Source organism: Geminicoccus sp. (genome assembly GCF_035556675.1).
GTDB lineage: Bacteria > Pseudomonadota > Alphaproteobacteria > Geminicoccales > Geminicoccaceae > Geminicoccus.
This window is the reverse complement of record NZ_DATMFZ010000101.1, coordinates 24,416-43,868: the sequence shown is the minus strand read 5'-3', so window position 1 is coordinate 43,868 and position 19,453 is coordinate 24,416. Positions and strand designations below refer to the sequence as shown.

The window sequence follows — 19,453 nt, the reverse complement described above, 5'->3', positions numbered from 1 at the left end:
TAGCAGTCGGGGTCGAAGCCCACCACCGGCGCCAGCACCAGGTCGGGGGTCACGGCCTCGCCATCGGCCGGGACCGGGATGTTCCAGATGCCGCGCTCCATCCGGCAGCCCGGGCGCCAGGCGCGGAACTGGAGCGGCGCGCTCTTCTGCACGACCACCGGCAGGGCGGCGACCGCACCGCGCTCGATGGCCTGGGTGAGCCAGGGGCGCAGGTCCGGCTCGCCACGGAACGGCCACCAGGCGCTGACCACCTTGCCCTGGAGGTCGCCTGCCACCTCGTCCAGATGCGCGGTGATCGCTTCTGTCAGGACTGCGCGCTGGGCGGCCGGGACTGCCAGGCGCGCCGCGATCAGCCGCTCGCGCTCCGCCTTGCGCCAGGGCAGGAGGTCGGCGGGAGGCAGGCCGAGCCAGGTGGGATCCAGCTCGTGCATGAAGCAGGGCGGCGAGGAGAACTCGCGCGGTTCGTCGTTGGGGTCGTCGCCCATTTCTGCCTCCCAGGCTGGCGGGTCAGGCCAGGGTGGCGACGGTCTTCCCGGCAAGCTCGCCCTGGCGGAGGCGGTGAAGATAGACCGGAATCTCGTCCAGGCCGACCCGGTGCTCGATCATCGGGTCCAGCTCGCCCGAGGATACCCGTCCTAGCAGGTCGGCCAGCATCACCGCGAAGTCTCGCTGGGTCGGCACGTAGCCGGCGGCATAGGCGCCGCCCAATGCGACCTCGTGGATCGAGGCGGCATAGGTGTAGGCCGGCACGTCCTGCAGGTTGGGCAGGGGGTCGATGCAGACCAGGTGGCCGTTATAGTGGACGAGCTCCAGCGAGCTGCGTGCGTCCGCGGGCTTCGCGATCTCCACCATCACGTCGGCGCCATAGCCGCCGGTGAGGGAGCGGACCTGCTCCTTCAGGTCGGGGGCGCGATAGTCCAACACCTCGTCGGCACCCAGATGGCGGACGCGACCGGCCTTGGCCGGGGAGGAGAGGGCGATCACGTTCGCGCCCGCGCGTTTGGCGAGCTGGACGGCGAAGCCGCCGACGCCGCCGGAGGCACCCTGGACCAGCACGGTCTGGCCGGCTTCCAGACGGGCCTTGCGGAACAGGCCCTGGTAGGCGGTCATGCCGGCGCAGGGCAGGGCGGCGGCCGCCTCGTAGCTGAGGTCGTCCGGCATGGTGGCCAGCACATGGTCGTCGGCCAGCGCGTACTCGGCGAACACGCCCGGGCGGGACAGGTCGCCATGCCAGGCGACGCGCTGGCCGGGCTGCCAGCTGGTCACGTCTGCGCCCACCGCGTCGATCACGCCGGCGGCGTCCAGGCCCAGCACGTGGGGGAACTGCCAGCGCGGGTGGGCGCTCTCGGCGAGCTTCCAGTCGACCGGGTTGATCGAGACGGCGTGGACCTTGACGCGGACCTGGCGGGGGCCGGGTTCGGGCATGGGCATGTCCTGGACCACCAGGTTACGCGGATCGGCGGATGGCTGGACGACGGTGACGGCGCGCACGGGCTTGCTCCTCAGACGGCGAGATAGCCGCCGTCCACCGGCAGGACGATGCCGGTGACATAGGCGGCGGCAGGAGAGGCCAGGAACAGGACGGCACCGGCCAGATCGTCTGGGCGGCCCCAGCGCTTCATCGCGGTGCGGTCGCGGATCGCGGCGTAGCGGGCCGGATCCTCCTGGATGCCGCCGGTGAGCGGCGTCTCGATCCAGCCAGGGGCGATGGCGTTCACCCGGATGCCATCCGCGGCATAGGTGATGGCCAGCGACTTGGTGAGCTGGGCGACGCCGCCCTTGGACGCGGCATAGCCGGGCACCAGGCCGCCACCGAAGAAGCTGAGCATCGAGGCGGTGGTGACGATGGCACCCTTGGTCGCGGCGAGCAGGGGCCTGGCAGCAGCGCAGGCGCGCATCGTGCCGGTCAGGTTGATGTCGACCACGTCGGCGAACACGTCCGGCTCCAGCTCGGCGTGGCGGCGGATCACGCCGGCGCAGGTGACCAGCACGTCCAGGCGGGGCAGGTGGCCGATCAGCTCGGCCACGGCGGCACCGTCGCGCACGTCGAGCAGCCGGCGCTCGGCACCGGGCAGGTCAGCGGCCGCGGCCTCGACCTCGGCGGCGATGGCACCGGTGGCGGTGACGTTTGCGCCATGGGCCAGGAACGCCTTCGCCACGGCCTTGCCGATGCCCGACGTGCCGCCGGTGACGAGGACGTGGCGGCCCTGGAAGAGGTCCTGGCGGAAGCTGTCGGTCATCGAATCTTGGTCTCGCGATGGTGAGGACGGTCAGGCCGGCGCCGCCTGCCCGGCGCGCGCCTCCAGGAGATGGGCGTAGTAGCGGTCGGTATTGTCGACATGCTGGCGCAGCCGCGCCTGCAGCTCGGGCAGGTCGCCGCGCAGCACCGCGTCGCGGATCAGGAGATGCTCGCGGAACGAGTTCTCGGCATGCTCACGCTGGCGAGCCAGGCGGGTACGTAGTGCCGAGAAGCGCCAGTTGACCACCGAGCGGTAGGCTTCCAGCAGCATCGGGCTCTGGGCCGCCTCCAGGATCGCCAGGTGGTACTCGGAATCCAGGCGCTGGTAGCCGAGATCGGCGGTGGTGGTGGGATCGACGGCATAGGGGCGCATCCGCTCGATCACGTCGCCCAGCGCGTCGGCGAGCGCCAGCTTGGCGCGCACCAGGGCGAGCGAGGCTGCCTCCAGCTCCAGGGCCACGCGCAGCTCGCACAGGGCGCGGACCTCGGCGGGGCTCGGGTCGAACACGAAGATGCCGCGCTGGGCCACGATCGTGACCAGGCCCTCGCTCTGCAGGCGGATGCAGGCCGAGCGCACCGGCGCCTTGGTGACCCGGTAGCGGGTGGCCAGCTGCTGCTCGGACAGGCGCTCGCCCAGCTCGAAGCTGCCCTCGACGATGTCCCGGCGCAGCCGGCCGAGCACCAGGTCGGTCAGCTGCTCGGGCCGGTCGATCGGTTCGACCTCGGTGTGGCGGGCGCTCATCCTTTTCTGGCTCAGGCGGCGAGCGGGCGGTTGGGCAGGTCGATCGGGGCGGGCAGCTCCTCTCCCATCATCAGCGCCACGCCCTTGTCGGCCACCGCCAGCACGATCGTGTTGGTGTTGCCGCTCATGATGTTGGGCATCATCGAGGCATCGAAGATGCGCAGGCCCTCCAGGCCGATCACGCGCAGCTCCGGGTCGACCACCGCCATGGGATCGCGCTCGGTGCCCATCTTCGCCGTGCCGGCCGGGTGGTAGACGGTCTTCACGAAGCGCTTGCAGTGGCCGATCAGCTGCTCGTCGGTCTTCAGCTCGTCCGAGGGGAAGACGACCTTCTTCACCATGTCCTTCAAAGGCTCGGTCTCGAAGATCTCGCGCACGAACTTCACCGAGGCCAGGGTGATGCGCAGGTCGTCGGGATGGTCGAAATAGTTGGGCTCGATCACCGGGCGGGCGTTCGGGTCGGCCGAGCGCAGGCTGATCCGGCCGCGGCTCTTGGGCCGGAGCAGGCAGGAATTGACCGTGATGCCGTGGTCCGGCTGGATGTCGGTGATGTCCTTGTCGAGGAACACCGCCGGCACGCAGAACAGCTGGATGGTCGGATCGGCGTCGGTGTCCTCCGGGTTGTAGAAGCCGCCGGCCTCCACGCCGTGGGAAGCGACCGGGCCGGACTTGAACAGGAGGTACTGCAGGCCGTTCCTGTACTTGGCGAAGCCCACGTCCTGCTTGTGGTAGCCATAGGCGCCGTTGGTCATGGCGATGACCGGGACCTCGTGGTGGTCCTGGAAATTGGCGCCGACCCCGTCCAGGCGGTGCTTCAGCGCGATGCCGTGGCGCTGCAGCTCCGCCTCCGGGCCGATGCCGGAGAGCATCAGGAGCTTGGGCGTGGCGATCGCACCGGCGCACAGGATCACCTCCTGCTTCGCCCGGGCCTGCACGGTCTGGCCGTTGCGGACATACTCGACGCCGACCGCCCGCTTGCCCTCCAGCACGATCCGGCTGACCAGCACGCCGGTCTCGAGGATCAGCCTGGGATCGTTGCGGACCGGGTCGAGAAAGGCGTTGGCGGCCGAGCAGCGGCGGCCCTGATAGGTGGTGGTCTGGTAGAAGCCGATGCCGGTCTGGCGCTGGCCGTTGAAGTCGTGGCTGTAGGGAATGCCGGCCCCCTGGGCGGCGCGGACGAAGGCGCGGCTGGCCTCGCAGGTATGGACGGGGTCGGAGACCTTGAGCGGGCCGGACACGCCGTGCAGCGCGTTGTGCAGGCGCTGGTTGCCCTCCATCCGGCGCATGTGCGCCACGATGTTGCGATAGGCCCAGCCGGCGCCGCCCGACGCCTCCTCCCAGGGATCGTAGTCGGCAGGCTGGCCGCGGACATAGATCATGGCGTTGACCGAGCTGCCGCCGCCCACGATCCGGCCCTGCGGGATGATGGGTGCCCGGCCGCCCAGGCGTTCCTGCTTCTCGGTCTCGTAGAACCACATGAACTTGTCGACGCCGAGCAGCTTGATGAAGCCGGCCGGCATGCTGACCAGGGGATTGCGGTCGCTGGGCCCGGCTTCCAGTACCAGCACCCTGGCGCCATGGTCCTTCACGAGGCGGCCCGCCGTCAGGCAGCCCGAGCTGCCGCCGCCCACCACGATATAGTCGTATTCGCCGGCCACCTGATCGCGCCTTTCCAAGCTCACGAGTCGTCGTCGTCCGCAGCCGCCTGGCTGCCGTCCGGTGGGTAGAGGAGGATACGGCCGGGATCGAGCCTGAGATACAGGTTCTCGCCATCCTTCGGCACGACCGTCGGGTCGGTCAGCAGGGTGACGCGGGTCTGGCCGACATCGACCACCAGGATGTTGTGGTCCTGCAGGCGCTCGGTGACGAAGTGCCGGGCGGCCAGATGATGGTCGTCCGCGGTGCCGAGCGTGAGCCAGGCCGGCCGCACCGCCAGGATCGCCCGGCCGGGCGCGGCCCGGACGGCCGGGGGCAGGGCGAAGGACTGGCCGGCCGTGGCGAAGCGCAGGCCGGAATCGGCGCGCACCACCTCGCCATTGATGAAGTTGATCGGCGGCTCGCCGACGAAGCCGGCCACGAAGGCGTTGACCGGCCGCTCGTAGATTTCCTCGGGCGTACCGATCTGCTGGATGTCGCCATGGCTCATGACGATGATCCGGTCCGCCAGCGCCATGGCCTCTTCCTGGTCATGGGTGACGTAGATCATCGTCGTCTTGAAGTCGCGATGGATCGACTTGATGAACTGGCGCATCCGATAGCGCTGGCGGGTGTCCAGGTGCGAGATCGGCTCGTCCAGGAGGAACACGGTCGGGCGGCGGATCAGGGCGCGGGCCAGGCCCACCCGCTGCGCCTGGCCGGACGACAGTTCCTTGGTGCGGCGATCCAGCAGCGGGGCCAGCTCCATGGTCTCGGCGATCTGCCGGACCTGGCGGTCGATCTCGGCACTGGCCTCGCCGCGGCAGCGCAGCGGGAAGGCGATGTTCTCGTAGACGCTGATCGTCGGGTAGAGCGCGTAGGATTCGAACGACATGGCGACGTTGCGCTCGCGCGCCCGCACCTCGTTGACCGGCCTGCCGTCGAAGCGGATGGTGCCCTCGGTGATCGTCTCCAGGCCCGCGATCATCCGCATGGTCGAGCTCTTGCCGCAGCCCGATGGGCCCAGGATCGCGACGAACTCGCCGTCCGCGATCTCGAAGTCGATGCCGGTCACCGCCGGCGGGGCGCCCGGGTTGTAGCGCTTCACCAGCTTCTCGGCCTGGATCGATGCCATGAGGTTCAGGCCTCGCTCAATGGACGGTGGGCATGGCGGGGTGGCTCACCGCCCGGCCACCCTGGAAGACGTGCAGGCGGGCCGGGTCGATCGCCAGCCAGAGCTTCTGGCCGGGTACCAGCTGGCGCTCGGGCGGGACCACGACCGCGACCAGCTCCTGGCCGACACTCAGGCGCACGACCCGGACATGGCCCAGGAGCTCGACCTGATCGACCGTGGCGGGCATGGCGTGGCGGGCATCCGCGCCATCGGCGATCGACAGCTCGGCGGCACGGACGCCCAGGCGACAGGCGGGCCCCCGCAGCGGCACGGCCCAGCCGGGACCGACCGGCAGGCGGTGGCCGGAGCGCAGGCGCAGCGCTGTCTGGCCGCCCTCCTGCTCCACGGTCGCATCCAGGAAGCTCATCGGCGGTTCGCCGACGAAGGAGGCCACGAACTCGTTGACCGGGCGGTGGTAGATCTCCTCGGGCGTGCCGAGCTGCTGGAGCACGCCCCCGTCGAGCACCGCGATCCGGTCGCCGAGTGCCAGCGCCTCGCGCGAGGAGGTGGTGGTCAGCACGATGGTGGAGGCGAGGTCGCGCGCCATGCCCTTCAGCTCGGCGCGCATCCGGTGGCGCAGCTTGGCATCCAGGTGGCCGATCGGCTCGTCCAGCAGATAGGTGCTGGCCGGGCGGATGATGGCACGGCCGAGTGCGACGCGCTGGCGCTGCCCGCCGGACAGGAAGCCCGGGCGGCGCTCCAGGAGATGGGGGATCCCCAGCGTCTCGGCGATCTTCGTGACCTTGGCCCGGATCTCCCGGTCCGCGACGCCCTTGGCACGCAGCGGGAAGGCCAGGTTCTCGAACACCGAGAGGTGCGAGTAGAGGGCGTAGTTCTCGAAGCACATCGCCATGTCGCGGCGCTCGGGCGGCACGCCCAGGAGCGAGACGCCGTTCCGCAGGATGTCGCCGGAGGTCGGGCGGACGATGCCGGCGATCATCTTGAGCGTGGTGCTCTTGCCGGCACCGGCGGGCCCGTAGAGGACCAGGAACTCGCGGTCCCGGACGGTCAGGTCGAGGCCCTTGATCGCCAAGGTGGTGAGGCCGAAGCGCCTGGTGACGTTCCTCAGCTCGATCATCGCACGCTCTCCAGGAGCTTTCGGGCCTGGTACTTGCGGTGGACGACGAAGGCGCCGCCCAGGCCCAGGGCCACCAGCGTCATCAGCACCGTCGAGAGGAGGCCCCGGCCGATCACCGGCTCGACCAGGCCCAGCCAGGCGAACACGGTGCCGAGGAAGATCAGGACGGCCATGAAGCCGGCGTCCCAGGCTTGGCTGAAGGTCATCGGCTCAGCCCCTCACCGCACCGAAGGTGAGCCCGCGGACCATCCAGCGCTGCATGGCCAGGACGAACAGGAGCATGGGCAGGACGGCCAGCGTCGCGGCGGCGGCGACGGGACCCCAGAGGATGCCCTGGAGGGTGAAGAAGCTCTCCACGCCGACCGTGACCGTGCTCCAGGTCTTGCGGGTCAGGATGTAGGCGAACAGGAACTCGTTCCAGCAGAAGATCAGGGTGAAGATCGCGGTGACCGCGATGCCCGGGGCGGCCAGCGGCAGGACGACCTTGCGCAGCACCTTCAGGCGGGACAGGCCGTCCAGCCTGGCCGAATCCTCCAGCTCCCTGGGGATGTCCTGGAAGAAGGACACCAGCAGCCAGATGGCGAACGGCAGGTTGAACATGGTGTAGCTGATGATGAGCGCGCCCGGCTTGTCCAGGCCGATCTGGAGGAACTGGCCGATGCCGGTGCGGCCGATGTCGCGGAAGATCAGGAAGTAGGGCAGCACCACCGCGATGGCCGGGAACATCTTGGTGGACAGGATGAAGAACAGGATGTGGCCGTCGCCGGTATTGTAGCGGGCGAACGAATAGGCTGCGAGCGAGCCCAGCACGACTACGAACACGGTGGAGATCACCGACACGATCAGCGTGTTGGTGACGTAGCGCAAAAAGTCCTTGTCCACGATCGCATGGAGGTAGTTGTCGAGCGTGGGCGTGAAGAACAGGCGCGGCGGGGAGACCATGATGTCGCCCGGCGGCTTGAACGAGGTCAGGATCATCCAGAAGATCGGGAAGGCCGCGAACAGGACGACCAGCAGGATCAGCGCGTAGCGCAGGGTCGAAAACGCGGGATGGACAGGGCGCTGGAGCATCGGCCGGTCCTCAGTTCTGCGCCTGGGCGCGTTCGGTGAACTGCCTGAGCAGCGGGCGCAGCGCGAAGACGCTGGCGACCAGCAGCGCGTAGAGGAAGAAGATCGCCATGGTGGAGGCGTAGTCCATGCGGAACAGCTTCAGCCCGGTGCGGAACAGGTAGAAGGTCATGGTCTCAGTGACCGTGCCGGGGCCGCCGCGGGTCAGCACCGCCACGGCGTCGTAGAGGCGCAGGCTGTCGATGGTGCGCAGGATCAGCACCAGGAACAGGACGGGCGCCAGCATCGGGAAGGTCAGGACGCGCAGGACACGCCAGGTGGAGGCACCGTCCAACTCGGCGGCCTCGAACGGCTCTCTAGGCAGGCTGGACAGGCCGGCCAGCGCGATGAGCGCCACGAACGGGGTCCACTGCCAGACGTCGAACAGGACGACGGACCAAAGGGCGATCGAGATATCGCCCAGCCAGTTGGGCTCGGGCAGGCCGAGCGAACCCAGCAGCCAGTTGATGACGCCGAACTGGGGGTCATAGAGGTTGCGCCAGAACAGGCCGGTGACGGCAGGAGCCGTGGCCAGCGGCAGGATCAGGATCGAGCGGACGATCGTCTTGCCGTGGGTGGCGCCGTGCAGGAGGAAGGCGATGGCGATGCCCAGGACCATCTCCAGGCCGACCGCCGCCACCGTGAACTTCAGCGTGACCGCAATCGATTCCCAGAAGGACTGGTCGAACAGCACGGTCCGGTAGTTGTCGAGGCCGACGAACTCGCGCAGGCCGCCGCGGGTGAGGTCGGCCATGCGGAACGACACCATTACCGCATAGCCAAGCGGGACCAGGGCGAACACCAGGATGATCGCCATGGCGGGGGCGATCAGCGCCCAGGCGAAGGCGCGGTCGGACATGCCGCCGCGCGCGGCATGGGCGGGCCGGGCGGCTCCTGCCGAGGCATAGGTCGCCGCCATGGGCGTCGTCCTCCGGTGGAGAGATAGTGAGAGGGCAGAAGGGCGCCCGCCGGGGGAGGCCCCGGCGGGCAGGGGCTCAGTCGCCGTCCTTGGCGATCGGGCAGGGCCCGCCGCAGATCTTGGCGACCTCGTCAGTCAGCCGGGTCGCCGCCTCGGCCGCGGTGATCTGCCCGGCCGCGGCGGACTGCAGGGGGATCTGCATGGTGTTGTAGATCTTGGCCCCGTAGGGGGTGCTGAACAGGTTGGACTGGAACCCGTCCATCGACTGGAAGATCTGGCGCAGCGTGCCGAAATGGCCGGTCTTCGCCCGGTTCTCCGGTGCGGTCAGCTCGGGATCGTTCAGCACGCTGGTGAGCGTGGTGGTGCCGCCGGCGGCGGCGAACTTCTTCTGCGCCTCGGGCCCGCCGATATAGGCCACGAAGTCCATGGCCTCCTCGGGATGGGCCGAGCTTTCCGCCACGGCCAGGAGGAAGCCACCGATATAGGCCTTCTTCCCTGGCGCCTCGGCCACGCCCATCCTGGCACCGGGCACGGACTCCTCGGTGGTCGCCGCGTTCGGCCACTGGTCCAGGAAGAACCCGTGGGTCATGGCGATCTGGCCGTCCTTCATCTGGTTCATCACCCCGTCATAGGTGACGGTCAGGGCGGCGGGCGGGGCGAATTTCAGGAGCTCGATATAGTCGGTGAGCGCCTTCTCGACGGCGGCCGTCTGGACATTGCCCTCGTCGTCCAGCCAGTCCGCACCCGCACCCCAGATCGGCCCGGACAGCTCGTCCTGGATCTCGGGGAAGGGGCCGGCCATCAGGCCCACGCCGTAGAAGTCCTTGGCGAGCGTCTCGCCCTTCAGCGTCTCGCCGGCCTTGCGGGTGAAGAACTCTGCGATGTCGCGGTGCTGCTGCCAGTCGGTCGGCACGGCCAGATCGTAGCCGTACTTCGCCTTGAACGCCTCCTTCTCGCCCGCATCCTCGAACAGGTCGGCGCGATAGATGAAGCCGGCGGTGTAGGTGTAGTAGGGCAGGCCCCAGATGTCGCCGTTGTAGCGGGTGGTCATGGTCGCCAGCACCGGTGCGACGTCGTTCACCAGCTCCTGCTTGTCCGCGAGATAGTCGGTCATCGGCAGGATGAAGCCGTTCTCGGCGAAGTCGGCCTTTTCCGAGGTCTCCAGCGTGACGATGTCGTAGGCGCCGGTGGCACCCACCATCTCGATGACCTGCTTGTTGTAGAGCTGCGAGTTGTCGATGTTGACGATGTTGATCTTGGCGCAGTGACTGGCCTCGAAGCCAGCCACCAGATCGGCCATCGCATCGGTGTAGAAGCCGGCGATCGTGGACCAGGTCAGCGGAACCCGGTCGGCGTCCTCGCAGGCGAGTGCTGGCGTGACGAGACATGCGGCAGCGACGCCGCCCAGAAGGGCACTGCGGATCATTGGCAACTTCCCCGATCATCGACCTGTAGCCGGTCTCGGCCTGATCTCTAACATGTCAGATGTCGGGGTCAACCGCCTCATGCCCGGGGCGGGCGGACCTCCCCGTGCGACAGCCCGGCCGCTTCCGGCCGGTTGCCCGGACCGGGGCGCAGGGCCGCCAGCAGCCGGCGCAGAACCAGCCGGTAGATGCCGGCATCGTCATAATATTGCGGGCCGCTGGCCTGCCGCTCGGCGCGCTGGCGGCGCTTGTACTCCAGCCAGAGCCGCAGTTCCCGGGCGGCCTGGGCCGGTACCTGGCGCCGGTCCGCGGCCGATATCGGCAGGGGCTGGTAGCCGTAGTGGCGCATCTCGGGTGCCAGCAGCCACTGGATCAGCGCCAGGCGCGGGCCCGGCAGTTCCTTTTGCCAGCGTGCCACCGCACCCTCGTTGATCGCGCGCGTCACCCCGATCTTCCAGGGCAGGGCACTCACCTTGATGCCGGAATGCTCCTGGTGCGCCAGCATGCGCGGGTCGAAGGGCACGTCCACGAATGCGCAGATCCGCCGGATCATCGCCTCCGGCTCGCGCACCAGCTCCTCGTAGCGCACCTCCATGAGGTTGCCGGGATAGCGCGGCCCGGACTTCTGGAAGTCCAGGAAGGTGCGCACCGCGAGCTTCCACTTCAGCGCCAGCGAGATCACGTCGCGGGATGCCCAGGGCACGTTCAGGTGCGAGGCCACCACCGCGCGCGGGTCGCGGACGAGATGCAGGATGTTCGCCCGCGGGAACATCTCCTGGATCTCGCGCAGGTAGCGGATGTTGGCCGAGGTCTTCTCGCCGAACCGGGTCGCACCGCGATGCTTCGCATAGGTCTCCATCGCCAGGCGGAAATACTTGGCGGCACTTGGGGCGGGATCCTCTGCCAGCCGCGCGCGCACCTCGGCGAGCTCGGGCTCCAGATCGGCGATGTGGACATGGTGCCGGGCGGTCCCCAGCAGGGCGAAGAACCGGTCGAGCGCGCCAGGCTCACGCAGGTCGGGGACCACCTTGCGGAAGTTGGCCACCTCGACCCAGTAGTGGAAGCCGTCGGCAATGGCGATGTCGGGGTGTGCGCTCAGGATCGAACGGGTCAGCGTGGTGCCCGATCTGGTTGATCCCAGGATGAAGATCGGAGCACAGTCGTCGAAGACTGGGGTGACGTCTTGCATCGTTGCCCACCTCGCAGGTTGTATATCCGGAAATATATTTCCGGAATTAATGCGCCGACCTCCGGATCGAGGATGCATTACTGCACCAGCCGGCGAGGCGCGTCGAGGGAGGGATGGGGTGGGCGAGACAATGGCGCGCGATTCACGCACAACCGCTAGGCGTCCCGCGCCGCCTTCTGCATAACGCCGCGGTGCCATCGCATCGGGAGTGAAGGCTTGCGGATTCTGATTCTGGCAGGGGATGCCGACGGCAATATCGGCGACCAGGCGATCCGGACCGCCACCTGCATGCTGCTGCGCCAGCGGCTGCCCGACGCGCGCATCACCGTGGTGACGGACCGGCCGGACGAGGTCGCCCGCGAACTCGGGGTGGCGGCCGTGCCCAAGGCGGCGCCCGCGGCCCAGCTGCGCGCGATGCGGGAGGCCGACCTGGTCCTGATCGGCGGAGGCGGGCTGTTCCAGGACGACGACAGCCTGCTGAAGATGCCCTACTGGGCGGGCCGGGCACTGGCGGCCCGCGCGGCGGGTGCCGAGGTCGCGGGCTTCGCGCTGGGGGTGGGCCCGCTCGACCATCCGACCAGCAGGCTCGCCGCCCGGGCGACGTTTCGGGCGATGCGCTTCGTCAGCGTGCGCGACCCGGTGGCGCAGCAGGTCGCACAGGCGCTTTCGGACAAGCCGGTGCGCCTGGTTCCGGACCCGGCGATCTGCCTGGAGCCGGCCAGCCGCGACCAGGCCAGGGCGGCCCTGGCCGCGGCCGGGCTGGCCTTGGACCACCGTCCGATCCTGGGCGTGGCGGTGCGCCGCTGGTTCCCGCCCAAGGCCCGGCTGATCCCGCGCAAGTTCGCCAAGCACCTGGGCATCGCCGACCCGCAGACAGGTCCCGAGGGGCAGATCCTGATCGAGCGGATCGCCGAGCGGCTCGACCGGCAGGTGGAGCGGCTGAATGTCCGGGTCCTGTTCCTGCCGACCTATTGCGCGCCGTCCGAGGCCGACGACGTGCTGGCCGGCAAGATCGTGGCGCAGATGCGCCATGGCGATGCCGCCACGGTGCTGCCGATCGGCGACGCCCGGCTGCTCAAGGCCTGCACCGGCCTGTGCCAGGCCTTCCTGGGCGGGCGGATGCACCCCTTGATCCTGGCGGCCGGCATGGGCGTGCCGCTGGTGGGGCTGGGCTACAACCCGAAGTTCAACGGGTTCGCCGAGCTGCTGGGCATCGGCGAGCGGGTGGTCGATGTCCGCCAGCTGGTGCAAGGCGACGGTGCGGCGCGCCTGGACACGCTCCTGGATGCCGCACTGGCCGGGGCCGCCCCGCAGGAGGCGGCGGTGGCGCGTTGCGTGGCCGCCGTCGAGGCCGGGGTGGACGGCCTGCTCCAGGCGGTGGGACGGCCGGCTAGCGCCGTGCCAGCCGAGTGAGCAGGCGCAGGCTGCGCCGGGCGAGCAGCAGGACGGCAACGGCATAGGCGGCCATGCCGGCCAGGATCTCGGCGGCGACCAGGAGTGGCAGGCTCACGCCCGACGGCACGAAGGTGCGCACCGTGTATGCCGCCAGGGCCGCTATCGCTGCGGCCAGGAGAATCGGCACGAGGTCGCGCAGGAGCGGCAGGACCGGCAGCCGGCAGACCCGGACGGTCCGGCCCATCCGGACCAGGATGATCAGGAGGCCACGGATCATGAGCGCTGCCGCCACGTTCACCAGGGTCACCGGCTGGAGCAGGACGACGAGGCCCGCCAGCACCACGCAGGACAGCAGCGCCAGCCAGGCCTGCGGCGCGCTCACCCCGCGCGCGTAGTCGACGCTCGTGGTGATCTGGATGACCGGGACGATCATCACCAGGACCGCCATGAGCTGGAGGGCATGTGCCGCCTCCGCCCAGCTATGACCGAACAGGAGGGGCAGCAGGTCGGGTGCCGTGACCAGGATGCCCAGTGCCGCCGGCGCGGTGACCAGCAGAGCCAGGCGCAGCGTGGTCCCCACCGCCTCGCCCATGGCCCTGGGGTCTTCGCTCAGGTGGGCGACGCTCGGCAGGAGGATGCGCTGGATCGGCCGCTGCACCACCAGCGAGAGCAGCTCCACCACCTTGGCGGCCAGCACGTAATAGCCGAGCTCGATCGGGCCCAGGAACTTGCCGAGGATCACCCGCGGCATCAGGGCGTCGACCATGTAGAGGACCCGCTCGCTGGTGGCACCGCGGACGAAGCCGGTGACGCTGGCGAGCCGGCGCCGGTCGAAGCGCCAGCCCGGGCGGTAGGCGGTGGTCGGCCAGAGCAGCACGGCCCCCACCAGCGACTGGAGGACCTGGAAGACGATCAGCGCCCACACACCGGCACCCTGCCAGGCGAGCAGCACGCCCACGACCCCGGCCACCGCGAGGGAGACCAGGGTGCGCATGGCGAGCGGGCCCATCTGCAGGCGGCGGCGCAGGAGGGCCATCGGCACCACGACCAGCGCGGTGCCGGGCAGGGCCAGCGACATGGCCGGCAGGGCCAGGAACAGTTCGGGGATCTCGAAGAACCAGGCGGCCGGGCCGGCCAGGAGGATCGCGGCCGCGACCAGCAGCAGGGCCAGGCCCATCACCGCCCAGAATACCGAATCGAGCAGTTCGGGCTCGGGATCCTGCAGCCGCGTCACGGCGTCACCCCAGCCGCCATTGGTGATCAGAACCTCACCCACCACATTGACGATCAACGCCAAGCCCAGGATACCATAGCCTTCAGGCCCGACGATGCGGGACAGGAGCACGAAGAACAGGAGCTGCAGGCCTTGCTGGCCCCAGGTCTCCAACATGGTCCATGCCACGCCGCGCGCAGCCCGGCGGGCAAGGCCAGGATCGGCCGTCAGCTGAGAGGGGTCGGTCACCGTCAAGCTTCACTTTCTGCGGTGTTGCAGGGAACGTAGCGCAGTCGGGAGGTTTAATGGGGCCAAGCGGCCATGAGATCTTGCATAACATAGTGAGGAAAGCGAATAATCACCTCTAAGGAAGTGTCCGCAGGCCAAGGTCGTGAAGTCGAGGCGGGGATGCAGCATCGTAAGATGTTAATTGTCTGTCATGAATACCCGCCGATTGGCGGTGGCGGTGCCACCGCGGTACGGATTCTGGCCGAAGAACAGGTCCGGATGGGCAGGGAAGTTACTGTACTTACTTCCGGAATGCGCGATTTACCTGCGCGGGAGCGGCAGGCCGGCGTGGAGATCGTCCGTACGTCTTGCCGACGCTCGGCGCGTCATTATTCGACTGCGGCGGAGCTGGCTACCTGGATTCCTGGCGCGCTTCTGGAAGGACGCCGGCTGTTGCGTGCGCGCCGCTTCGACGCGATTCACGCGCACTTCATCGTTCCCGGCGCCATGGTCGCCGTGCCCTTGGCACGCGGCTTCGGCATTCCCCTCACCCTGACCGCGCATGGCTCGGACGTGCCAGGTTACAACCCTGACCGCTTCGACATGATTCACCGCCTGATCCGCCCCCTCTGGCGCTATCTGGTCAACAGCGCCGACAAGGTCACCCTGCCGTCCGCCCACCTGAGCAGCCTCCTGCGCCAGGCGGGTGGTCCCAACGCCGTCCTGGTCCCCAACCCGTTCGCTCCCCAGCCGGGTATCCCCACCCGCGCCAAGGTACCGCACCGTATCCTGGTGGCCACCCGCCTGGTCCCGCGCAAGGGCGTGCAGGACCTGATTGCCGCGGTGGCCGGGATGACCGAGCCGGTCGAGCTGATCGTGGCCGGCGACGGCCCCCACGCCCCGCAGCTGCGCCAGCAGGCCGAGGAGCTGAACTGCCCGGTCGATTTTCGCGGCTTCCTGCCCCGCGAGACCCTGGCCGAGCTCTATGCCAGCTCGGCGATCTTCGTGCTGCCGTCCTCGCACGAGAACTTCCCGATGGTGCTGTTGGAAGCGATGGGGGCCGGCTGTGCCGTGGTCACCACCACGGCACCCGGCTGCCGCGAGGTAGTGGGCGAAGCCGGCATCTGCGTGCCGGCGGGTGATGTCGAGGCGTTGCGCGCCCAGCTGGTCAGGCTGGTGCGCGACCCGGCGCTGGCCCGCGAGTACGGCCAGCGCGGCGAGCAGCGGGTGACGCAGTTCGCGCCTGACCTGGTCGCCGAGGCGTTCGACCGCGTGTACGGCTCCAGCGCCGAGAACGGCAGCAACCGCACGCCCTGGTTCGGCTCCAGCCCCCGGCCGCACACCGGCGTCCACTGATCGCGTTCCCGCGCTGCCGCTGCTGCGCGCAGTGGCGAGAGGCCCGGCCTGCGGCAGGCGTGCAGCGATCCGGCGATACCAGCGCGCGGCGCTGGTTCTTCCGTTGAACTGACACCGGGTGATCCGCTACCGGGGCGCGAGCTTCACCCCTGGAAACGGCGGAACATGGACGGGCAAGCGGTGGGCATCCCGGCTCGCCGGCAAGGCATCATGCTGGCGCTGGCGAGCTTTGCCATGTTCACCGCGATGGACACGGTGGTGAAGCTGCTCAGCGGCCGGTTCCACGTGCTGGAGGTGATGCTGTTCACCTCGGGCGGGGCGCTGGTCGTCACCTTCCTGGTGGCCCAGGCGCGCGGCGGCCTCCATCGGCTGAAGACCCGGATGCTGCGGCGCCACCTGGCCCGCTGGGCGCTGTCCTTCACCTCCACCGTCCTGATCTTCTCCAGCTTCACCCAGCTCTCGCTGGCCGACGTCTACGCGATCCTGTTCACCTCGCCGCTGATCGCGACCGCCCTGTCCGTGCCGCTCCTCAAGGAGCAGGTCGGCTGGCGGCGCTGGAGTGCGGTCGGCGTGGGCTTTGCCGGCGTGCTGCTGATGCTGGGCCCGTCAGGTGGCACCGAGCCCGTCCGCCTGCTGGCCCTGTGCGGCGCCTTCCTCCATGCCTGTGCCACCATCTTCCTGCGCTGGATGCGCTCCGGCGAACCGGTCGAGACCTTCGCCCTGTACGGCAACGTGATGACGGTGGTCCTGGCAATCTGCGCCATGCCGTTCGTGGGCGTGCTGCCGAGCCCCCTGGAAGCCGGGATCGGCCTTGCCGCCGGGGCGATCGCCGGCTGCGCCTTCATGCTGCTGGTCCAGGCCTACCACCTGGCCGAGGCCGGGCTGATCGCCCCCTTCCAGTACAGCCAGATGCTCTACGGGCTCCTGGTGGGCTTTCTCCTGTTCGGTGACGTCCCGGAAGTCACCACCGTCCTGGGTGCGGCGGTGGTGGCCGCCTCGGGCGTGTACGTCTTCCACCGCGAAGCCATCCGCAGCAGGACCAGCCCGGCATGAGCGCGCCGTCGACCCTGTCCGCGATCCTGATCGCGCTCTCCTCCTTCTTCGTCTTCACCCTCCAGGATACGGCGGTGAAGCTCCTGGGTGGGGAATGGCATGTCGTGCAGGTGGCGGCCTTCAATGCCGCCGGCTGCCTGGTCGTCCCGGTGGCCTGGGCGGCGTGGTCGGGCGGGCTGCGCCTCCTGCGCCCGGCCAACCCGCGCCTGCACCTGGCCCGCGCCGTCCTGGCGCCGCTCGCCTGCGTGCTGGTGTTCTACGCCTACTCGGTCATGCCGCTGACCGACGCCTACGCCATCGCCTTCAGCCAGCCGCTGATCATCACCGCCCTGTCCGTGCCGATCCTGGGCGAGAAGGTCGGCTGGCGGCGCTGGAGTGCGGTGGTGGTGGGCTTCATCGGCGTGCTGATCATGCTGCGCCCGGGCAGTGGCCTGTTCGGCCCGGCCGCCTTGTGCATGCTGGCCGCGTCCGGCCTGTGGGGGTTCATCCATGCCGTGGTGCGCCTGGCGCGCGACGACCACCCGGCCAGCTTCGCGGTCTGGGTGTGTGCCGGCATCTTCCTGGGCATGCTGCCGGTCCTGCCGTTCGTCTGGACGACGCCCACCCTGCCGCAACTCGCCGTCTCCTTCCTGGGCGGCCTGCTGGGCGGGTGCGGCTTCACCCTGATGTCGCTGGCCTATGCAAGGGCGGAGGCCGGGGTGGTGGCGCCGTTCCAGTACGTGCAGATGCTCTATGCGGCGGTGATCGGCCTGCTGGTGTTCGGCGACCCGCTGCCGGATGGTTGGACCTGGCTCGGCACCACGATCGTGATCGCGTCCGGCATCTACATCATCCATCGCGAGACGGTGCGTCGGCGCGAGGCGGTGGCCCTGCAGCGGCTGGCTACGGTCGGCCAGCCGCGCTGACGCTTCAGCGCCGGCGCCTTGCCTGTCCGCGCAGCTTGGGTGGGGCCGTGCGGTAGCCGGGGCTGGGCGGCGGGGCCGCCACCTGGACCACGACCTTGCCGGTGCTGCGCCGTTCCTTGAGCAGCGCCAGGGCGTCCTGGCCCTGCGCCAGCGGCAGGACCTGGGCGACGTACGGGCGGATCCGGCCCTCGTCCAGCCAGGTGAACAACTGCTCGAAGCTTTCCCGTAGGCGACCCGGGTCGTGCTTGCGGTAGCTGCCCCAGAAGAAGCCCAGCGCCGCGATGTTCTTCACCAGCAGGAGGTTGGCCGGGATCTGCGGGATCTCGCCGGACGCGAAGCCCACCACCACGATCCGGCCCTCCCAGGCGGTGACCCGCAGCGACAGGTCGAACAGCGCGCCGCCCACCGGGTCGAACACCACGTCCACGCCGCGCCCGCCGGTGAGATCCTTGATGCGGGTACGCAGCTCCGGATCCTCGCTGTCCAGCGCATGATCCGCGCCATGCTCGGCGGCCAGCGCCGCGCGCGCCTCGCCGCGTGCGGTGGCGATCACCCTGGCGCCCATGGCCTTGCCGACCTCGACCGCGGCCAGGCCCACCCCGCCGGCGGCGCCGTGCACCAGCAGCACCTCGCCCGGCAGGAGCTGGGCCCGCCAGGACAAAGCGCCCAGCGCCGTGCCGTAGGTGATGGCGAGCCCGGCCGCGGTGACGTCGTCCACCTCGTCCGGAATCGGGATCACGTCCTCGGCCCGGGCCAGGGTCTTCTCGGCAAAGCCGCCATGATCGAGGAAGGCCAGCACGCGCTGGCCGGGCTCGACGCCGCCCAGCACCGCACCGGCACCCACCTTGTCGATCGTGCCGGCCACTTCCAGTCCGGGCACGAACGGCACGGGCGGGCGCTCCTGGTAGCGGCCCTCCAGCATCAGCAGGTCGGCGAAGTTGACCCCGGCCGCGGCCACCTCGATCCGGACATGGCAGGCCCCGGGCTCCGGATCGCGCAACTCCTTCAGGGCAAGGCCTTCCAGGCCCCGCGTCTGCTCACAGACCAACGCGCGCATCTACGGTTTCCATACGATCCGGTGGAGCAACCAATGGTGGACGATCCTAGGCGCAGCTTGCGGTGACGAAAAGATCGCCGGCCGCTCGTTCCGGAGCGGCCGGTTCGCGCCGAGCCTTTTCCGGGCGGTGCGGAATGCCTAAATGGGCGGCATGTCCGAGCAACCACTTCGCGGCTGGTTCGCGATCGGGGCGGAGGCCATCTCCAAGGAGGTGAACTTCGGCAACCTGATGCGCACCGCCCACGCCTTCGGCGCCGCTTATCTGTTCCTGGTCGATCCAGCCACCACCCTGCGCCAGGCCGGGCGGACCGACACGTCGCGGGCCCATCTGAGCCTGCCGGTGTTCCGCCACCGCAGCCCCGAGGAGCTGACCCTCCCACACGGGGCCAAGCTGGTGGGCGTGGAACTCACCGAGGACGCGGTGCCGCTGCCTTCGTTCCGCCATCCCTCGGCGGCCGCCTACGTGTTCGGTCCGGAGCGTGCCTCGCTCAGCCCGGCCATGCTGGCGCGCTGCGACCATGTGGTGCGGATTCCCACGCGGTTCTGTGTCAATCTCGCGATCGCCGCGGCGATCGTCATGTATGACCGCCAGCTCACGCTCGGCCGGTTCGGCGAGCGCCCGGTGATGCCGGGTGGTCCCGTGCAGGCGCCGGCCCCGCACGTCCATGGCGGGGTGGTACTGCGCCGGGCCCGGGCGGACGGAGCGTCCGGTGGCTGAGACGGGCTCCGCGGAGAATGG

At 69.5% G+C, this 19,453-nt stretch carries 19 protein-coding genes; 5 read left to right on the top strand and 14 right to left on the bottom strand.

Annotated elements, in window-relative coordinates; genetic code table 11:
* The 12 genes from VNS22_RS08080 to VNS22_RS08025 form a co-directional block, all read right to left on the bottom strand.
* A partial coding sequence (locus VNS22_RS08080; protein ID WP_325731370.1) for a 5-formyltetrahydrofolate cyclo-ligase occupies window positions 1-485 on the bottom strand: 485 nt, incomplete at its 3' end.
* 22 nt (window positions 486-507) lie between these two features.
* Window positions 508-1,491 carry a zinc-binding dehydrogenase gene (locus VNS22_RS08075; RefSeq protein WP_325731369.1) on the bottom strand — a complete coding sequence of 328 codons (984 nt, stop codon included), beginning with the start codon at window positions 1,489-1,491 and terminating at the stop codon, window positions 508-510.
* A gap of 11 nt (window positions 1,492-1,502) precedes the next feature.
* Window positions 1,503-2,240, bottom strand: coding sequence for an SDR family NAD(P)-dependent oxidoreductase (locus VNS22_RS08070; RefSeq protein ID WP_325731367.1), 738 nt, complete (start codon window positions 2,238-2,240; stop codon window positions 1,503-1,505).
* A 30-nt stretch (window positions 2,241-2,270) separates the two neighbouring features.
* Window positions 2,271-2,981: a GntR family transcriptional regulator gene (locus VNS22_RS08065; protein ID WP_325731365.1), complete on the bottom strand. Its 711-nt coding sequence runs from the start codon at window positions 2,979-2,981 to the stop codon at window positions 2,271-2,273.
* An 11-nt stretch (window positions 2,982-2,992) separates the two neighbouring features.
* On the bottom strand, window positions 2,993-4,663 hold the full coding sequence (locus VNS22_RS08060) for a GMC family oxidoreductase (RefSeq protein ID WP_325731363.1): 1,671 nt from the start codon (window positions 4,661-4,663) through the stop codon (window positions 2,993-2,995).
* Entirely contained in the window at window positions 4,660-5,751 is a 1,092-nt protein-coding gene (locus tag VNS22_RS08055; protein WP_325731361.1) for an ABC transporter ATP-binding protein, read from the bottom strand. Before VNS22_RS08055 ends, VNS22_RS08060 begins: the two co-directional genes overlap by 4 nt.
* 16 nt (window positions 5,752-5,767) lie before the next feature.
* Window positions 5,768-6,868: an ABC transporter ATP-binding protein gene (locus VNS22_RS08050; protein WP_325731359.1), complete on the bottom strand. Its 1,101-nt coding sequence runs from the start codon at window positions 6,866-6,868 to the stop codon at window positions 5,768-5,770.
* Window positions 6,865-7,074, bottom strand: a complete 210-nt coding sequence (locus tag VNS22_RS08045) for a hypothetical protein (RefSeq protein WP_325731357.1) — start codon at window positions 7,072-7,074, stop codon at window positions 6,865-6,867. Before VNS22_RS08045 ends, VNS22_RS08050 begins: the two co-directional genes overlap by 4 nt.
* Before the next feature lie 4 nt (window positions 7,075-7,078).
* Window positions 7,079-7,939 carry a carbohydrate ABC transporter permease gene (locus VNS22_RS08040; RefSeq protein ID WP_325731355.1) on the bottom strand — a complete coding sequence of 287 codons (861 nt, stop codon included), beginning with the start codon at window positions 7,937-7,939 and terminating at the stop codon, window positions 7,079-7,081.
* 10 nt (window positions 7,940-7,949) lie between these two features.
* Window positions 7,950-8,894 (bottom strand): sugar ABC transporter permease, encoded by a 945-nt coding sequence (locus VNS22_RS08035; protein WP_325731353.1) that lies wholly within the window; start codon window positions 8,892-8,894, stop codon window positions 7,950-7,952.
* 76 nt (window positions 8,895-8,970) lie between these two features.
* The gene (locus tag VNS22_RS08030; RefSeq protein WP_325731351.1) at window positions 8,971-10,320 is read right to left on the bottom strand and encodes an ABC transporter substrate-binding protein; all 1,350 of its coding nucleotides are present in this window, start codon (window positions 10,318-10,320) and stop codon (window positions 8,971-8,973) included.
* A gap of 77 nt (window positions 10,321-10,397) precedes the next feature.
* Window positions 10,398-11,507, bottom strand: a complete 1,110-nt coding sequence (locus VNS22_RS08025) for a sulfotransferase (protein WP_325731349.1) — start codon at window positions 11,505-11,507, stop codon at window positions 10,398-10,400.
* 216 nt (window positions 11,508-11,723) lie between these two features.
* On the opposite strand from VNS22_RS08025, the gene VNS22_RS08020 reads away from it, so the two are divergent.
* Window positions 11,724-12,920 (top strand): polysaccharide pyruvyl transferase family protein, encoded by a 1,197-nt coding sequence (locus VNS22_RS08020; protein WP_325731347.1) that lies wholly within the window; start codon window positions 11,724-11,726, stop codon window positions 12,918-12,920.
* On the opposite strand, the gene VNS22_RS08015 is transcribed toward VNS22_RS08020, so the two are convergent.
* Complete coding sequence (locus tag VNS22_RS08015; protein ID WP_325731345.1) at window positions 12,898-14,364, bottom strand: oligosaccharide flippase family protein; 1,467 nt, start codon at window positions 14,362-14,364, stop codon at window positions 12,898-12,900. The genes VNS22_RS08020 and VNS22_RS08015 overlap by 23 nt on opposite strands.
* A gap of 159 nt (window positions 14,365-14,523) precedes the next feature.
* Between VNS22_RS08015 and VNS22_RS08010 the strand changes: the two genes are divergently transcribed.
* The 3 genes from VNS22_RS08010 (at window position 14,524) to VNS22_RS08000 (ending at window position 17,657) form a co-directional block, all read left to right on the top strand.
* Window positions 14,524-15,699, top strand: coding sequence for a glycosyltransferase family 4 protein (locus tag VNS22_RS08010; RefSeq protein WP_325731343.1), 1,176 nt, complete (start codon window positions 14,524-14,526; stop codon window positions 15,697-15,699).
* Between the two features lie 165 nt (window positions 15,700-15,864).
* Entirely contained in the window at window positions 15,865-16,752 is an 888-nt protein-coding gene (locus VNS22_RS08005; protein ID WP_325731341.1) for a DMT family transporter, read from the top strand.
* A complete protein-coding gene (locus tag VNS22_RS08000; RefSeq protein ID WP_325731339.1) occupies window positions 16,749-17,657 on the top strand; it encodes a DMT family transporter in 909 nt (302 codons plus the stop codon). The genes VNS22_RS08005 and VNS22_RS08000 overlap by 4 nt, the downstream gene beginning before the upstream one ends.
* A gap of 4 nt (window positions 17,658-17,661) precedes the next feature.
* Here VNS22_RS08000 and VNS22_RS07995 read toward each other — a convergent pair whose 3' ends face one another.
* On the bottom strand, window positions 17,662-18,714 hold the full coding sequence (locus tag VNS22_RS07995; protein WP_325731337.1) for an NADPH:quinone oxidoreductase family protein: 1,053 nt from the start codon (window positions 18,712-18,714) through the stop codon (window positions 17,662-17,664).
* Window positions 18,715-18,856: 142 nt separating this feature from the next.
* Between VNS22_RS07995 and VNS22_RS07990 the strand changes: the two genes are divergently transcribed.
* Window positions 18,857-19,432, top strand: a complete 576-nt coding sequence (locus VNS22_RS07990; protein WP_325731335.1) for an RNA methyltransferase — start codon at window positions 18,857-18,859, stop codon at window positions 19,430-19,432.
* Window positions 19,433-19,453: the final 21 nt, after the last annotated feature.

Bases quoted from the DNA above. Each gene is read 5' to 3' on its own strand.
- VNS22_RS08035 (WP_325731353.1), bottom strand. From the start codon at position 8,894: ATGGCGGCGACCTATGCCTCGGCAGGAGCCGCCCGGCCCGCCCATGCC.
- VNS22_RS08055 (WP_325731361.1), bottom strand. From the start codon at position 5,751: ATGGCATCGATCCAGGCCGAGAAGCTGGTGAAGCGCTACAACCCGGGC.
- VNS22_RS07990 (WP_325731335.1), top strand. From the start codon at position 18,857: ATGGGCGGCATGTCCGAGCAACCACTTCGCGGCTGGTTCGCGATCGGG.
- VNS22_RS08065 (WP_325731365.1), bottom strand. From the start codon at position 2,981: ATGAGCGCCCGCCACACCGAGGTCGAACCGATCGACCGGCCCGAGCAG.
- VNS22_RS08070 (WP_325731367.1), bottom strand. From the start codon at position 2,240: ATGACCGACAGCTTCCGCCAGGACCTCTTCCAGGGCCGCCACGTCCTC.
- VNS22_RS08040 (WP_325731355.1), bottom strand. From the start codon at position 7,939: ATGCTCCAGCGCCCTGTCCATCCCGCGTTTTCGACCCTGCGCTACGCG.
- VNS22_RS08050 (WP_325731359.1), bottom strand. From the start codon at position 6,868: ATGATCGAGCTGAGGAACGTCACCAGGCGCTTCGGCCTCACCACCTTG.
- VNS22_RS08000 (WP_325731339.1), top strand. From the start codon at position 16,749: ATGAGCGCGCCGTCGACCCTGTCCGCGATCCTGATCGCGCTCTCCTCC.
- VNS22_RS07995 (WP_325731337.1), bottom strand. From the start codon at position 18,714: ATGCGCGCGTTGGTCTGTGAGCAGACGCGGGGCCTGGAAGGCCTTGCC.
- VNS22_RS08010 (WP_325731343.1), top strand. From the start codon at position 14,524: ATGCAGCATCGTAAGATGTTAATTGTCTGTCATGAATACCCGCCGATT.
- VNS22_RS08025 (WP_325731349.1), bottom strand. From the start codon at position 11,507: ATGCAAGACGTCACCCCAGTCTTCGACGACTGTGCTCCGATCTTCATC.
- VNS22_RS08045 (WP_325731357.1), bottom strand. From the start codon at position 7,074: ATGACCTTCAGCCAAGCCTGGGACGCCGGCTTCATGGCCGTCCTGATC.
- VNS22_RS08030 (WP_325731351.1), bottom strand. From the start codon at position 10,320: ATGATCCGCAGTGCCCTTCTGGGCGGCGTCGCTGCCGCATGTCTCGTC.
- VNS22_RS08005 (WP_325731341.1), top strand. From the start codon at position 15,865: ATGGACGGGCAAGCGGTGGGCATCCCGGCTCGCCGGCAAGGCATCATG.